The 12332-nt window shown below is 62.3% G+C and carries 15 protein-coding genes; 7 read left to right on the top strand and 8 right to left on the bottom strand.

All coding sequences use genetic code 11. From position 1 onward, the window contains the following. The first annotated feature begins 41 nt into the window (after positions 1-41). Together P3G66_RS13480 and P3G66_RS13475 are read left to right on the top strand one after the other, a co-directional pair. Complete coding sequence (locus tag P3G66_RS13480) at positions 42-2108, top strand: TPM domain-containing protein (RefSeq protein ID WP_276116714.1); 2067 nt, start codon at positions 42-44, stop codon at positions 2106-2108. Between the two features lie 99 nt (positions 2109-2207). After that, the gene (locus P3G66_RS13475; RefSeq protein WP_003944487.1) at positions 2208-2945 is read left to right on the top strand and encodes a polyprenol monophosphomannose synthase; all 738 of its coding nucleotides are present in this window, start codon (positions 2208-2210) and stop codon (positions 2943-2945) included. On the opposite strand, the gene P3G66_RS13470 is transcribed toward P3G66_RS13475, so the two are convergent. Next, positions 2920-3726 (bottom strand): helix-turn-helix transcriptional regulator, encoded by an 807-nt coding sequence (locus P3G66_RS13470; protein ID WP_047270801.1) that lies wholly within the window; start codon positions 3724-3726, stop codon positions 2920-2922. The genes P3G66_RS13475 and P3G66_RS13470 overlap by 26 nt on opposite strands. Positions 3727-3864: 138 nt before the next feature. On the opposite strand from P3G66_RS13470, the gene P3G66_RS13465 reads away from it, so the two are divergent. Both P3G66_RS13465 and P3G66_RS13460 read left to right on the top strand, forming a co-directional pair. After that, complete coding sequence (locus tag P3G66_RS13465) at positions 3865-4230, top strand: nuclear transport factor 2 family protein (protein WP_054826187.1); 366 nt, start codon at positions 3865-3867, stop codon at positions 4228-4230. 48 nt (positions 4231-4278) lie between these two features. After that, positions 4279-4755, top strand: coding sequence for a MepB family protein (locus tag P3G66_RS13460; protein WP_276116713.1), 477 nt, complete (start codon positions 4279-4281; stop codon positions 4753-4755). Here P3G66_RS13460 and P3G66_RS13455 read toward each other — a convergent pair. Then, positions 4730-5311 carry a dihydrofolate reductase family protein gene (locus tag P3G66_RS13455; protein WP_276116712.1) on the bottom strand — a complete coding sequence of 194 codons (582 nt, stop codon included), beginning with the start codon at positions 5309-5311 and terminating at the stop codon, positions 4730-4732. The two genes, P3G66_RS13460 and P3G66_RS13455, sit on opposite strands and share 26 nt — an antisense overlap. Positions 5312-5405: 94 nt before the next feature. Further along, complete coding sequence (locus tag P3G66_RS13450; RefSeq protein ID WP_003944491.1) at positions 5406-6797, bottom strand: glycine--tRNA ligase; 1392 nt, start codon at positions 6795-6797, stop codon at positions 5406-5408. Positions 6798-7091: 294 nt separating this feature from the next. Between P3G66_RS13450 and P3G66_RS13445 the strand changes: the two genes are divergently transcribed. Together P3G66_RS13445 and P3G66_RS13440 are read left to right on the top strand one after the other, a co-directional pair. After that, positions 7092-7379 carry a metalloregulator ArsR/SmtB family transcription factor gene (locus P3G66_RS13445; RefSeq protein WP_223257795.1) on the top strand — a complete coding sequence of 96 codons (288 nt, stop codon included), beginning with the start codon at positions 7092-7094 and terminating at the stop codon, positions 7377-7379. Positions 7380-7390: 11 nt separating this feature from the next. Continuing rightward, the gene (locus P3G66_RS13440) at positions 7391-7822 is read left to right on the top strand and encodes a Fur family transcriptional regulator (RefSeq protein WP_003944514.1); all 432 of its coding nucleotides are present in this window, start codon (positions 7391-7393) and stop codon (positions 7820-7822) included. 5 nt (positions 7823-7827) lie between these two features. Here the strand turns inward: P3G66_RS13440 and P3G66_RS13435 are convergent, their stop codons facing one another. From P3G66_RS13435 to recO, 3 genes are read right to left on the bottom strand one after another with little or no spacing between them, the layout of a single operon-like run. Continuing rightward, a complete protein-coding gene (locus P3G66_RS13435; protein ID WP_019749000.1) occupies positions 7828-8250 on the bottom strand; it encodes a YbjN domain-containing protein in 423 nt (140 codons plus the stop codon). Beyond that, positions 8247-9065, bottom strand: a complete 819-nt coding sequence (locus P3G66_RS13430) for an isoprenyl transferase (protein ID WP_003944543.1) — start codon at positions 9063-9065, stop codon at positions 8247-8249. The genes P3G66_RS13435 and P3G66_RS13430 overlap by 4 nt, the downstream gene beginning before the upstream one ends. Further along, positions 9022-9837, bottom strand: coding sequence for a DNA repair protein RecO (gene recO, locus P3G66_RS13425; RefSeq protein ID WP_029255636.1), 816 nt, complete (start codon positions 9835-9837; stop codon positions 9022-9024). The genes P3G66_RS13430 and recO overlap by 44 nt, the downstream gene beginning before the upstream one ends. 96 nt (positions 9838-9933) lie before the next feature. Here recO and P3G66_RS13420 point away from each other — a divergent pair, with 96 nt between their 5' ends. Further along, the gene (locus P3G66_RS13420) at positions 9934-10683 is read left to right on the top strand and encodes a TetR/AcrR family transcriptional regulator (RefSeq protein ID WP_276116711.1); all 750 of its coding nucleotides are present in this window, start codon (positions 9934-9936) and stop codon (positions 10681-10683) included. Here the strand turns inward: P3G66_RS13420 and P3G66_RS13415 are convergent. Both P3G66_RS13415 and P3G66_RS13410 read right to left on the bottom strand, forming a co-directional pair. Continuing rightward, entirely contained in the window at positions 10680-11669 is a 990-nt protein-coding gene (locus P3G66_RS13415; protein WP_003944493.1) for a diiron oxygenase, read from the bottom strand. The two genes, P3G66_RS13420 and P3G66_RS13415, sit on opposite strands and share 4 nt — an antisense overlap. 103 nt (positions 11670-11772) lie before the next feature. After that, entirely contained in the window at positions 11773-12213 is a 441-nt protein-coding gene (locus P3G66_RS13410; RefSeq protein WP_165638846.1) for a DoxX family protein, read from the bottom strand. Between the last annotated feature and the right edge of the window lie 119 nt (positions 12214-12332).

The following is a 12332-nucleotide window of genomic DNA, read 5'->3' as shown; positions in this document are numbered from 1 at the left end:
CACCTCCGATGCCGACGCGCCACAACGGATAGATTTGCGTCATGGCCCTCGCACCACACTTCGCGCAGTTGTCCTCGGTAGAGCAGAGTCGGACAACCACCCGACCCGTTCGGCGTCGGGGAAGCGCCGCCGCCGTCGCTGCGATTTTCGCTTTGCTGGCGCTCGTCTTCAGTCCTGCGCTCGCCTCGGCGGATGCCCCGATGGTGTTGCCGAATCACATCACCGACACCTCCGGGGTCCTCGATTCCGGGCAACGCAGCGACATACAAGCCGCGATCGATCAACTCGGCGAGGACCACCAGATCGATCTGTGGGTCGCGTTCGTCCCCGATTTCAACAACCTGGGTGGCCAGGCGTGGGCACAGCAGACAGCCGCGAAGTCGACGCTGAGTACCAAGTCCGTCCTGCTTGCAGTTGCCACGGCAGAGCGTGCTTACTACCTCGACGTCCCGGCCGAGCTGCGCAACATCACGGATTCCGACATCGAATCGATCAATACCGACGCGGTGGAACCGGCTCTCGCCGAGGATGATTGGACCGGCGCGGCGATTGCCGCGGCCGGCGCACTCGGCGACGCGAACAACACGAGCGGCGGAATGGGAGTCGGAACACTCCTCATCGCGGGCGGCGCTGTGGTGGTCGGGACGGGCGGCGTGGTCCTGTACTCACGCAAGCGCAAGAACGACAAGAACAAGGCAAGCGTCGAAGCCGCGAAGAACATCTCCCCCGACGACATCGCCAGCCTCAATGCACTCCCGCTGCCAACGCTCGACGAACGCGCGAAGGAGATCCTCGTCGAGACGGACAACGCGATCGCCGGCAGCCAGGAGGAACTCGATCTGGCCCGCAGCGAGTTCGGAGATTCCGCCGTCGCACCCTTCTCGGCAGCATTCGACAAGGCCAAGGCCACCCTCGCCGAAGCCTTCGCGATCAGGCAGCGACTCGACGACGCCATCCCGGAAACTCCCGATCAACGCCGCCAGATGCTGATCGACATCATTTCCTCGTGCGGTCGAGCCGACCAAGAACTCGAAGCTCGCGTCGAGGAGTTCGACGGGCTTCGCGACCTTCTCATCAACGCCCCCGCCCGTCTCGATGCGTTGACGCAGAGTGTTGTTTCTCTCAGCGTGCGCTTGCCCGAATCCGAGGCGATTCTGACCAAATTGAAGGATCAATTCCCCGCGCCGACGCTGGCATCGGTCGTGAACAACGTCACGATGGCGAGTGAGCGCCTGACGCTCGCCGAGAAGTCGATCGAGGAAGGACGAGACGCGACGGCACTGCCGGCCGGTAAGCAAGGCGCTGCCGTCACTGCGATTCGCACGGCCGAAGCCGCCCTCGATCAGGCACGCAAGCTACTCGACGGCGTCGATCACGCCGCCGACGACATCCGAAACGCCATCGCGACACTTCCGTCCGCGATGGACGACGTCCAGCAGGGCATCACCGCTGCGGACGCTTACCTGGCGCAAGGCGGGCAGAAGTTGGCGGACGCGAAGGCCGCAGCCCAGGCAGCGTTGGCGAATGCTCAGACGTCGAAGGACAGCGATCCGCTGACAGCCTTCAACCAGATCGTCGCAGCCGACGCACAACTCGACGCGCTTCTTGCCGACGCTCAGGAGCAGAAGCAGCAGCTCGAACGTGCACAGCAGCGCCTCGCCCAGGACATTCTGGCCGCACAGGCTCAGGTGACCGCTGCAGGCGACTTCCTCGGAACCAGGCGCGGCGCGATCGGAGCGGAGGCGCGCACTCGCTACGCCGAGGCTCAGCGGCACCTGCAGGCGGCCCAGCAATTGCAGGCCTCGGATCCGTCGAAGGCGCTGCAACACGCCCAGGCCGCGACCACCTTGGCGACGCACTCACTTCGCGCCGCGCAGAACGACGTCAACACCTGGGAAGCAAACCAACGACCCCGTGGCGGCGGTGGCGATGCGACAGGAGCGATCCTCGGCGGCATCCTGATCAACAGCATTCTGCGAGGTGGCGGAGGGCCCCGTTCGTACGGCGGACCGAGCAGCAGCGGACGCTCCGGTCGCGGTGGCGGCGGCGGTGGTTTCGGCGGCGGGGGCGGCGGCCGAACCAGTCGAGGCGGCGGCGGCCGGTTCTGACGGATCCCGTCGAGGTAGTAAAATCCCTACTTTGTTCACGACCGCACTCGTCGTACGCTTCATCCGGCAAGTCGGGATCACAGATCATACGAAGGTGTTATGGAAAGCGTCGCCCCGCAGATAACCGTCGTTGTACCCACATACAACGAGCGTGAGAACCTGCCAAAGCTCGTCGATCGCCTCGCCGCGTTGAAGATCCCGAACCTGCACGTCCTCGTGGTGGATGACAACTCCCCCGACGGAACGGGCGAGGTTGCGGACAAGTTGGGTATCGATGGTCCCATCCCGGTCGGAGTGCTTCACCGCACGGTCAAGGACGGTCTCGGCCGTGCTTACGTCGCGGGCATGAGCCGGGCTCTGGCGGAGAACGCAGACATCGTCATTCAGATGGACGCAGATCTCTCGCACCCGTCCGAAGCGATCCCCGCCATGATCGAGATCCTCACCACTACCGATGCGGCAGTCGTTCTCGGCTCCCGCTACGTCGAAGGCGGCGCAGTCGCCGGCGACTGGCCGTGGCACCGCAAGGCCTTGTCCGCCTGGGCGAACTTCTACGTCAACGCCATTCTGCGACTGCACGTCAAGGATGCGACCGCCGGCTTCAAGGCGTGGCATGCAAAGACCTTGCGCGACATCGACGTCGAATCGGTGCAGAGCAACGGCTACGCGTTCCAGGTCGAGATGAACTACCGAGTTGTTCAGCGCGGCATGAAGATCGCCGAAACGCCCATCCGCTTCGAGGAGCGCACCGAAGGCGTCTCCAAGATGAGTCTCTCGGTTCAGTTGGAGTCTGCTCTGGTGCCGTGGAAGCTCAAGTTCGGCAAGAAGTCCCTGTGACCTCGGCGGCCGATCGAAAGTAGTCGGCCGTCTGCGTGTCCGACGGGTAGAACGATTCGATCGCAATCTCTGCGAGCGTGACGTCGCGCGGCGTACCGAACACGGTGGTGGTGCTGAACATCGCCAGTTCGGTATCGCCGACGCGTACACGCAACGGAACCAGCAGGGAATTCGCGCGGTCGTCGTGCCAGTCTCCGCCGCTCGGATAGGCGCGCAGCTCGTCGAGCAACGACGACAGCTGCACATCCGCACTGACCTCCACTTCCCGAGCCAGCCTTGTGAGCAGGTGGGCCCGCCACTGCGCGAGGTTCACGATCCGCGGCGCCATGCCCTCGGGATGCAAGCTCAGACGCAATACGTTCACCGGTGGTTCCAGGAGGAAATCAGCGGCGCCCGCGGTCAAAATTCCCACGGCCTGGTTCCCGGCGACCATCTCCCACTGCTGATCGACCACCACGGCCGGATACGGGTCATGCGCGTCGATGATGCGATCGATGGCCTCACTCACCGCTGACATCGGCGCTTCTGCCAACGACTTCTGCGAGTACTCCGGCGCGTGGCCACTTGCCAGCAGAAGCGTGTTCTGTTGTCGTAGAGGAACATCCAGACATTCGGACAGGTGAAGAATCATGTCCCGGCTCGGCTTGGAGCGGCCGGTTTCGATGAAGCTCAGATGCCTGGTCGACACTCCTGCCGCCGCCGAGAGTCCCAACTGAGTGAGCCTTCGCCGCTCCCGCCACCGCTTGAGTTCGGAGCCCACGTCCATCGTCTCGAAGGTCATTCTTTCAAGTTAGCGACCCGAGGTAGCCGAGGCCATGACCTCAGAGGTAATCGACCCGACGCAGTTTCGGAGGAACAGTGGTCTCAGCCGGCGAGGCCGCCGGACATTCACCACCGGAAACTGATCAAGGGAGCGACCATGAGCGACTTCGACGCAATCGCCGACGCCTACATCGACATGTGGAACGAAACCGATACCACCGCCCGTAAAGCACGGGTCGAGCAATTGTTCGCACCCGGCGGTCGCTACACCGATCCGCTCGCGGACGTCACCGGACACGATCAGATCGACGCGATGATCAACGCTGTGCAGCAACAATTTCCGGGCATGCACTTCACCCTCGTCGGACCTGTGGACGCGCATCACCGACAGGCTCGATTCGGTTGGACTCTCGGCCCGTCGGGGGCCGAGTCACTGATCGACGGATTCGACGTACTCGAACGCGACGACGACGGCCGGGTGACGCTTGTTCTCGGGTTTCTCGACAAGGTGCCTTCGGCCTGAATCGGGACTACCACCGACAGCGTTCGTCACGAAGGCTGTCGGTGGTTCGTGGCATCATCGGTGCCGATGAACGCCGACGGATTTACCTGGTCCACACCGATTCCCGAGTCCGAGGGTGCTGAGTACGGCGCTCACACGTTGACCGTCAACGGCCTTGCCTTCGTCTATCGAACCGCCAAGACGACGCCGACCAAGCTCGGTCAGTTCGTCACACTGTGGCGCCGTTCCGAGGCCGGGCCCATCCGCCCATTCGACACCAGCGACCGCGTGATGCTGTTCGTGGTGAAGGTATACGACGAAGAGCATTCGGGGCACTTCGTCTTTCCCGTCGAAACCCTCGTCGAACACGACATCGTCTCGACGAACTTCTCCGGCGGTAAGCGCGCTGTCCGGGTCTATGCGCCCTGGGTTACGCCGACCAGCGCGCAAGCAGTCAGAACTCAGCGCTGGCAGATTCGGCATTTCGGCGAGTTCCCTGATGTACTCAGCTCGACTGTGTTCAGCTCAACTGATACGTCGCGATGATGACGCCTGTTGTCGTGGGGACGCTGTCGGTGAGGGTGAACTGAGCGAGCGCAGCTCCGTCGGGGAACAATCTGCGCCCGGTTCCGAGAACCAGCGGATGTATCAGCAGAGTGTAGGTGTCGACGAGACGCCGTTCGGCCAATGACGTGATCAAGTCGCCGCTGCCCAGAATCACCAGATCCGGGCCCTCACTTTCCTTGAGCGTGGCGACCGCGTCGGCGGCATCACCTTTCAACAAGGTCGAGTTCTTCCACGGGAGCTGTACGCCCAAAGTTCTTGAAACTACGTATTTCTGCGTGTTGTCGAGCACCTCGGTGAACGGATTGTCGGTCTGAAACGGCCAGTACGAGGCGAAGTTTTCGTACGTTCTGCGGCCGAACAGCAACTCCGATTTCTTCGCCATCCCCTCCCCCATCTTCTGCGCCATGACGGAATCGTTGAAGGGTGCTGCCCACCCACCGTGCTCGAATCCGCCACGACGGTCCTCGTCCGGCCCACCAGGTGCCTGCATGACACCGTCGAGAGTCACGCTGTTGGTCACGCTGAGTTTTCTCATAACTTCGATCCTGCGCCTGAAGGACCATCGGGGAAAGAGAAAACGGGCGGTCCTTCTCGATTGAGAAGGACCGCCCGTCAGCTTCGAACGAGAATCAGGAGCCGATCAGCCGTGCGGCCAGGTAGCTTTCCACCTGATCGAGGGCGACGCGTTCCTGCGCCATGGAGTCACGCTCACGCACCGTCACAGCCTGGTCTTCGAGAGTGTCGAAGTCGACCGTGATGCAGAACGGTGTGCCGATCTCGTCCTGGCGACGGTAACGACGACCGATGGCGCCGGCGTCGTCGAACTCGACGTTCCAATTCTGACGCAGCTGCGCTGCAAGATCTTTGGCCTTCGGCGTCAGGTCCGCGTTACGCGAGAGCGGCAGAACGGCAGCCTTGACGGGAGCGAGTCGACGATCCAGGCGGAGCACTGTGCGCTTGTCGACGCCGCCCTTGGAGTTGGGCGCCTCGTCCTCGGTGTAGGCGTCGACCAGGAAGGCCATCAGCGAACGCGTGAGACCGGCCGCCGGCTCGATGACGTACGGCGTGTACCGCTCGCCCGTCGTCTGGTCGTAGTAGTTCAGCTCGGTGCCCGAGTGCTTGGAGTGCGTCGAGAGATCGAAGTCGGTACGGTTCGCGATACCTTCGAGCTCGCCCCATTCGCTGCCCTGGAAGTGGAAGCGGTACTCGATGTCGGTCGTGCCCTTCGAGTAGTGCGAAAGCTTTTCCGGCGCATGCTCGTACAGACGCAGGTTGTCCTTGTTGATACCGAGGCCGGTGTACCAGTCAAGGCGGTAGTCGATCCAGTACTGATGCCACTGCTCGTCCTCGCCCGGCTTGACGAAGAATTCCATCTCCATCTGCTCGAACTCACGGGTGCGGAAGATGAAGTTGCCGGGGGTGATCTCGTTGCGGAAGCTCTTGCCGATCTGGCCGATGCCGAACGGCGGCTTCTTACGCGAGGTGGTCAGCACGTTGGCGAAGTTCACGAAGATGCCCTGTGCGGTCTCGGGGCGAAGGTAGTGCATGCCCTCTTCGCTCTCGACGGGGCCGAGGTACGTCTTGAGCATCATGTTGAAGTCGCGCGGCTCGGTCCACTGGCCGACGGTGCCGCAATCGGGGCAACCGATGACATCCATCGAGACGTCGTCCGGGTTGTCGAGCTTCTTCTTCTCCGCGTACGCCTCCTGCAGGTGATCCTGACGGTGACGCTTGTGACAGTTGAGGCACTCGACGAGCGGGTCGTTGAAGACACCGACGTGACCGGACGCGACCCACACCTCGCGGGGCAGAATCACCGACGAGTCGAGGCCGACAACGTCCTCGCGGCTGGTGACCATGTTGCGCCACCACTGGCGCTTGATGTTCTCCTTGAGCTCGACACCCAATGGGCCGTAGTCCCATGCGGACTTGGTACCGCCGTAGATCTCACCGCACGGGTAGACCAGGCCTCGCCGCTTGGCGAGATTGACAACGGCTTCGATCTTGGACTTGGGTGCCACTCGATTGCTCTCCATCTGGGTAATAGATGCATGATTTTCGTGCGCTTTTCGCACCATCAGCCTATCTGGCGGCTGCCACGCACTTCCGTCCAAGGTTGACATGCATACTTGTGCATATCAAAATGAAAGTGATTTGCAATAATGTGGTGAGATGGCTATGCCCGGACATCATGATCTACCCCTCGAAGGAGCCTCGCTGTGAGCATTGCGGATACCGGCGATCTCCACAAAAGCCATGATCATTCCGACCTCGGACACACGCACGACCCGTTCGAAGCCGCACCGCCCGCGCCCGTGCCGCCCAAGGAAACCCTGGCGGCAGCCGGCGAAATTCTGCGGGCGCTCGCTGCACCCGTTCGGATCGCGATCGTGCTTCAGTTGCACGAGTCGGAGCGTTGCGTTCACGAACTCGTCGGAGCTCTCGGTGTCACTCAGCCACTCATCAGCCAGCATCTGCGCGTACTCAAAGCAGCGGGCGTCGTCCGCGGCGAGCGCAACGGACGAGAAGTTCTCTATCGACTCGTCGACGATCACCTTGCACACATCGTCGTCGACGCTGTCGCCCACGCCGAAGAAGGATGAGATTCCACCGCATGAACACCCCGGGCAGTACGACCTCGAAACGTGGACCGGCCACAGTCGGCGTTCGTTCCACGAAACAGCGCAGCGCCATCTCCGCCCTGCTCGACGACATCGACGAATTCAAGTCGGCACAGGAATTGCACGACGAACTGCGCAAGCGAGGTGAAGGCATCGGCCTGACCACCGTCTACCGCACGCTGCAGGCACTCTCCGACGCCGGAACCATCGACGTCCTACGCACCGACACAGGTGAGTCCGTCTACCGACGCTGCTCCTCCGGGCACCACCATCACCTGGTGTGCCGCAACTGCGGATTCACCGTCGAGGTCGAGGGCCCGACGGTCGAGCAGTGGTCACAGACCATCGCCGAGGACAACGGTTTCACCGAAGTGAGTCACACCGTCGAGATCTTCGGCACCTGCCGCGACTGCGCCGCCGCCTGAGAGCGTCAGGGAATCAAACCCTGCCGGGCGGTATCGGCACCGGTGAGCGCCAGTAGCAACATCGTGGTCAGTGCCTCGTCGTCCAGTCCGGCGGCAGGGAACGTGTAACGCAGGATGACGTCCGCCAGACTGCCGTGGCCGAACACCGCGATGGAGCCGAATTGGATGGTGCGATTCCGCTCGGCCACCTTGCGATGCAGTGCCGCGCTCACCGGTCGGTCCCATGCGAGAACACACGTCATGGACAGCACGTCCAGACCCTCGGACAGATTCATCGCCTGGATGGAACACAGCGCGCCGGAGTACTGGAAACCCAGTGATCCGTCGGCAGCCACATCGACCGTCACGAAATGCGCCAGCGAGGCGGCCGCGCGTTCTTGTAGGCGGGCTGCTTCGTCGGTGGTGTCGGTCATGTTCTCCCCTGTCATTTGACGCCACCGAATCTACGGTCGCGTGAGGCGTACTCGACGCAGGCGGCCCAAAGGTCGCGGCGGTCGAAATCGGGAAACAGCTTCTCCTGGTACACCATTTCGGCGTAGGCGGATTGCCAGATCAAGAAATTGGACGTCCGCTGTTCCCCCGACGGACGCAGGAAGAGGTCGACGTCGGGCATGTCGGGTTCGTCGAGGTACTTGGCAACCGTCGCCTCGGTGATCTTGTCCGGATTGATCTCACCGGCCGCGACACGCTTCGCGATTTCCTTTACCGCATCGGCAATTTCGGCCCGGCCGCCGTAGTTCACACACATGGTCAAGTTCATGACGGTGTTGTTCTTGGTCAGTTCTTCGGCGATCTCGAGTTCCTTGATCACGCTGGCCCACAGGCGCGGCTTACGACCGGCCCAGCGAACACGCACACCCATTTCGTTCATCTCGTCGCGTCGGCGGCGGATGACATCACGGTTGAAGCCCATCAGGAATCGAACCTCGTCGGGACTCCGCTTCCAGTTCTCGGTGGAGAAGGCGTAAGCGGAGAGCCACTCGACACCCATCTCGATGCACCCGCAGACGGTGTCCATCAGGACAGCTTCGCCGCGTTCGTGCCCGGCGGTTCGGGGCAGACCGCGCTCCTGCGCCCATCGTCCGTTGCCGTCCATCACCAAAGCGACGTGGCGCGGGATCAGTTCGGTTTGCAGGATCGGCGGGGTTGCCCCGGACGGATGTGGGTCCGGTGGTCGGATCACCCGGTCAGCAGCAGAATCAAGCGGAGTTCGCGGTTCGCGTCGTCGAATCACGTGTTCCATCCTGCCTCACGGGCAAGTCGACCTCGACGGCTGCATGCGGCCTCGAACGCTCGATCAGCGGCAACGTCCGCAATTGACGCTCGAGATGCCACTGCAGGTGTGCCGCGACCAGTCCGCTGGCTTGCGTCCGCAGCGTCGCGGGCGCCGAATCGGTACCCTCCCACTCCCCTCGGAGCAGGGCTTCCATCAAGTCGAGCACTCCGGGCGACGGCGTCGCAGCACCCGCCGGGCGGCAATAGGTACACACGGCTCCGCCTGCGGCGACATGAAAGGCCCGGTGCGGTCCAGGAGCACTGCAGCGGGCGCACTCTTCGAGGGCAGGCGCCCAACCCGCATAGCCCATGGCTCTCAACAAGAACGCGTCGAGCACGAACTCGACCGGTCGTGCCTGCTCGGCAATCGCACGCAGCGCTCCCACCGTCAATCGCTGAAGCTGCGGGGCCGGCGCGCGTTCCTCGCCGGCCAACCGCTCGGCAGTTTCGAGTACGGCGCAGGCCGTGGTGTACCGGCTGTAGTCGTCGACGATGTCGGTGGCGAATGCGTCGACCGTCTGCACCTGAGTGATGATGTCGAGATTCTTGCCCGGAAGTAGTTGCACGTCGATGTGAGCAAACGGTTCGAGTCTGGCACCGAATTTGGAGGTGGTTCGGCGGACACCTTTGGCCACGGCACGTACCAACCCGAACTGACGGGTGAGCAACGTGACGATGTGGTCGGCTTCGCCCAGTTTGTGCAGGCGCAGCACCACCGCCGTGTCTCGATACAACCTCACTCGACCAGTGTCCCACGTTGTACCGACGACCGATCCCGATGCCGCGCCCGATGACAAGTCGGAAACACGACAGGTCCGTCCGGATAGACTGGCGCGATGCCGAGCGACGCAATTGCGCAACCTGTCACTGCAGAGTTGACCGGTCGCGAAGCGCGGTGGGAGCGACACAACTCCGAGCGTCAGAAACGGATACTCACCTCGGCGGTCGAACTGCTCGAAGAGCGTGCGGCAGGTGCCGAGGTGTCCGTCCAGCAGATCGCCGATCGTGCCGGCCTCGCCAAGTCGGTGGTGTACCGCCAATTCAGCGGCCGAGACGACCTCGATCGACGAGTCCGAGCGTTTGTGCTCGGACAATTTGCGGCGGCCCTGGACGCGTCGATGAGCATTTCGGTAGGCACTCTCGACCAGATCCTGACCCGAACCATCAGCGCCGTCGCCGAGTGGATCACCGAGCATCCGCGGATTCACGAGTTCATGGGTACCGGCCCCACCGACTACGACGACGAGAGCATCGACGCGATCAGCAGTCTGAAGGCCACAATCGCCGACTCCGCCCGCACCACTATCACCGAAGTCGGTCGATCCGTGGGGATCGACTCCTCACCCTTCGATTCACTACCGTTCGCAGTGGTGACAATGGTCGAGGGCACGCTCACCCACTGGGTCCGAAGCACCGATCCGAAGCCGAGCCGCGAAGAGATCGTCGCCGACCTCGCGAAATACACCTGGTACATGTTCGACGGCGTTGCCCGCTCGAGCGGACTACAGATCGATCCCCATGTCGAATTGTCCACGCTCATAGCCGAGCTGGTGTCCTCCGACGGAGGAACTTCGCGGCCGGACTAGATCCGGGTCTTGTCGGAACGCTTCGGCTCGCCGCGGTAGCGGGCGTAGTCGCCGTCGATGCGCAGCTTTCGCCACGCACGCTTCGACACCGGATTCATCAATCCGAGTTCGTCTGCCAGGGCTCGCATTTCACCGAAGTAGTTACCCAGGATGCGGCGTGAATGCGGGCTCCCCCAGAAGGCGCTCTTCATCACCTCGTCCGGGATTCCGAATTCTTCGGCGAATTCCTTTGGCGGTGACATGATTTCACCCGCAAGCCAACGCATCGCGCCGGGGAAGGCGACCGATGTGATGGCTCGACTCGTACGACTGAGTCTGGGGACGTGATTGCGCAGGAACTCGTGAGCAAACGAGATGTGTCTCGCTTCTTCGGCGATGTGAATCTCCATGGTGCGGAGCATCGCCGGCGGCGTGTCCTTACCCTCACGGATGAGATCCTTCTGGAAGTGGTCGATCGGTTCTTCACCAGCCAGAATGCCGATGAAGAAGATGACCGGGAACTTTGCTCCCAGCACTCCGATGATCGGCGACAGCCGCCGGAACATCGGACGCATACCCGGCACGTCGATGTCCATGCGATTGACGAGTTCCTGGAACATCTGGATGTGATTGCACTCTTCGGTCATCTCGTGCAGGCAGTACCGGAACTCAGGCGACTGGTTGGGTAGCGCCATGATGTATTGCAGCATTCCCCGGATCAAGATGCTCTCGAAAGCCGAACCCACCTTGGTCACGTTCGCCTGACGCCACATTCCCATGGCGATTCGACGCTCCAACGACTGATCCTGGTACCACTGCGTCGCCCCGAGGGGGTCCGACACGGACGAGAGCACCCATCTCGGATCATGGGGATCGATCGCGAACTCTGGTGAATCCCAGTCGATGTCGAGATAGGGATCGAAACTGCGGGCAACTGAGCCCTCGGACAAAGTCTGCAGTACCTGGTGGTACGGCTTTTCCACTTCGATCGACGCTGACCGAGCCATCGGTGTCTCCTCACGGCCAGTCCGTCGATTGCAGTCGACGGACTTGAATGAGGTCAAACATAATGGGACACCGCGTCCCACGCAACCCCCTCTGGGGCCTATTTCAGGCCCGACGCAGCGGGATGATCTCGCGAACCTTCTCGTCCCGGAGATACAGTCCCGCCCACATGACGATTCCGGTGTAGACGGCAAACAGGGTCGTGCTCAGCAGAGGCTGTTCAGCTCGAAGGTTGGTCAACACCGCTCCCCCCAGGTAACCGGTGAGCAGAATCGCGCCGAGTATCGACGTTCGCGGAATCACGTACAGCGCAAGGCAGATCAGTTGCACCACCCCAGCCGTCAATGCCAGCGAGTCCGGCAACCCAAGTTCAGCCGACGCATCCTTGACTGTCTGAAGGTTGAGAATGTGGATAATGCCGTCGAAGAGCATGAAAACGACGAACAGCCCACTCAGGACGTATCCGAGCTTGCGAGCCGTGGCCGAAGGTGTCGTCGTCGTGGCGCTACCGGAAACAGTTTCGTTGTGGACGGGCTGGGTGGTCATCGGAATCTCCTGGGGCGAAGGCGAGCGGCCGGTTGCCACTTCGCTTGCAATTACGACTCCCGAGCGATCGAAAACTCATCGCGCCGGCCGTTACAACGCACCCGGCGTTCAGGACGATT

This window comes from Rhodococcus sp. C3V, assembly GCF_029269915.1.
In the GTDB taxonomy this organism is placed as follows: domain Bacteria; phylum Actinomycetota; class Actinomycetes; order Mycobacteriales; family Mycobacteriaceae; genus Rhodococcus_F; species Rhodococcus_F qingshengii.
This window is presented reverse-complemented; position numbering and strand designations above follow the sequence as displayed.

What these genes read in the sequence shown, in the direction of transcription:
- P3G66_RS13420 (WP_276116711.1), top strand. Translation starts at nt 9,934, where the DNA reads ATGCCGAGCGACGCAATTGCGCAACCTGTCACTGCAGAGTTGACCGGT.
- P3G66_RS13465 (WP_054826187.1), top strand. Translation starts at nt 3,865, where the DNA reads ATGAGCGACTTCGACGCAATCGCCGACGCCTACATCGACATGTGGAAC.
- P3G66_RS13470 (WP_047270801.1), bottom strand. Translation starts at nt 3,726, where the DNA reads ATGACCTTCGAGACGATGGACGTGGGCTCCGAACTCAAGCGGTGGCGG.
- P3G66_RS13415 (WP_003944493.1), bottom strand. Translation starts at nt 11,669, where the DNA reads ATGGCTCGGTCAGCGTCGATCGAAGTGGAAAAGCCGTACCACCAGGTA.
- P3G66_RS13455 (WP_276116712.1), bottom strand. Translation starts at nt 5,311, where the DNA reads ATGAGAAAACTCAGCGTGACCAACAGCGTGACTCTCGACGGTGTCATG.
- P3G66_RS13440 (WP_003944514.1), top strand. Translation starts at nt 7,391, where the DNA reads ATGAACACCCCGGGCAGTACGACCTCGAAACGTGGACCGGCCACAGTC.
- P3G66_RS13475 (WP_003944487.1), top strand. Translation starts at nt 2,208, where the DNA reads ATGGAAAGCGTCGCCCCGCAGATAACCGTCGTTGTACCCACATACAAC.
- P3G66_RS13410 (WP_165638846.1), bottom strand. Translation starts at nt 12,213, where the DNA reads ATGACCACCCAGCCCGTCCACAACGAAACTGTTTCCGGTAGCGCCACG.
- P3G66_RS13430 (WP_003944543.1), bottom strand. Translation starts at nt 9,065, where the DNA reads ATGGAACACGTGATTCGACGACGCGAACCGCGAACTCCGCTTGATTCT.
- P3G66_RS13435 (WP_019749000.1), bottom strand. Translation starts at nt 8,250, where the DNA reads ATGACAGGGGAGAACATGACCGACACCACCGACGAAGCAGCCCGCCTA.
- P3G66_RS13480 (WP_276116714.1), top strand. Translation starts at nt 42, where the DNA reads ATGGCCCTCGCACCACACTTCGCGCAGTTGTCCTCGGTAGAGCAGAGT.